Here is a 247-nt window from a genome sequence, read left to right on the forward strand (position 1 = left end):
GACGCGGCCGGCTGCCCGCGACGGCGATCAGAACCGGTGACGGAGTCCCAGATTGACCATGGTCTGGGACTTCGTGCCGTTGTAGCCGTATGACCCGATCGAAGCCTCTGCCGCCATCGAGCCGCCGGCTCCGTCGGCGGTCGTGCCGCTGGCATGCTGATACGCGGCCGTCATGTAGACGTCCGTACGTTTCGACAGGTTGTAGTCGGCGCCGAGCGATGCCTGGTGATAGTTCGCCGCGGTGTCG

The 247-nt window shown here is 66.0% G+C and carries 1 pseudogene; it reads right to left on the bottom strand.

Annotation, left to right across the window (positions count from 1 at the left end):
* Positions 1-27: 27 nt before the first annotated feature.
* Positions 28-247, bottom strand: a pseudogene (locus tag SB771_RS36220) (porin); the annotation flags it as partial.

Source organism: Burkholderia sp. SIMBA_051 (assembly GCF_046534915.1).
Classification (GTDB): domain Bacteria; phylum Pseudomonadota; class Gammaproteobacteria; order Burkholderiales; family Burkholderiaceae; genus Burkholderia; species Burkholderia ambifaria.